The sequence below is a fragment of the Rhizobium sp. P1_E6 genome, from assembly GCF_056405875.1.
Genome location: NZ_JBFUBG010000369.1, coordinates 1 through 558 on the forward strand (window position 1 = coordinate 1; position 558 = coordinate 558).

Annotated in this window: 1 protein-coding gene; it reads right to left on the bottom strand. The window is 48.4% G+C overall.

The annotated features are described in order from the left end of the window. A partial coding sequence (locus AC1D35_RS36790; RefSeq protein ID WP_477943008.1) for a cupin-like domain-containing protein occupies positions 1–502 on the bottom strand: 502 nt, incomplete at its 3' end. Between the last annotated feature and the right edge of the window lie 56 nt (positions 503–558).

The following is a 558-nucleotide window of genomic DNA, read 5'->3' on the forward strand; positions in this document are numbered from 1 at the left end:
GATGAAGGGTGAATTCCATGATATGTGCGTTTCGAAGAAGTGGAAATTTGTCGAGCGCCAAATTATCGAAATCGGCTTCACTGTGATATCCGATCTCATTGTAAATAAACTGGATCTCCTTTGATGGAACCATTCTTATGAGTTTCCGACCGGCGATTTGCGCCATATAAACGTTGCCCAGATCTCGATGCATTGGCGTTGAGCTGCGGGCGGGCCCCAACCAAAAAAATACTCTTCCATGAGCGTCGTGAGGACTGAGATAGCGCTCATCGAAAACGACATCGTTCAACAACGGCTTGAAGCTTGCGCGATCGAGTAGTCTGTCATGGGCAATCAGGTAAGGTGGGTTTACGCCTTCCGGCACATTTTGGATGAGCTTTATGTAATCGCCGAGCGTACCTTTCACTGTGTGGTCCACGAATGAATCGCGATGGTCATCGGCGGAACGGCCGTTTTGATAAACAATCGGCTCTTCCCCGTAGTTCTCGATGAGAAATTCCAAACTCCATTTCTCGATAGCGGGCCATTTCGAGGTGACGTCAGTTAAAACAACAGGGC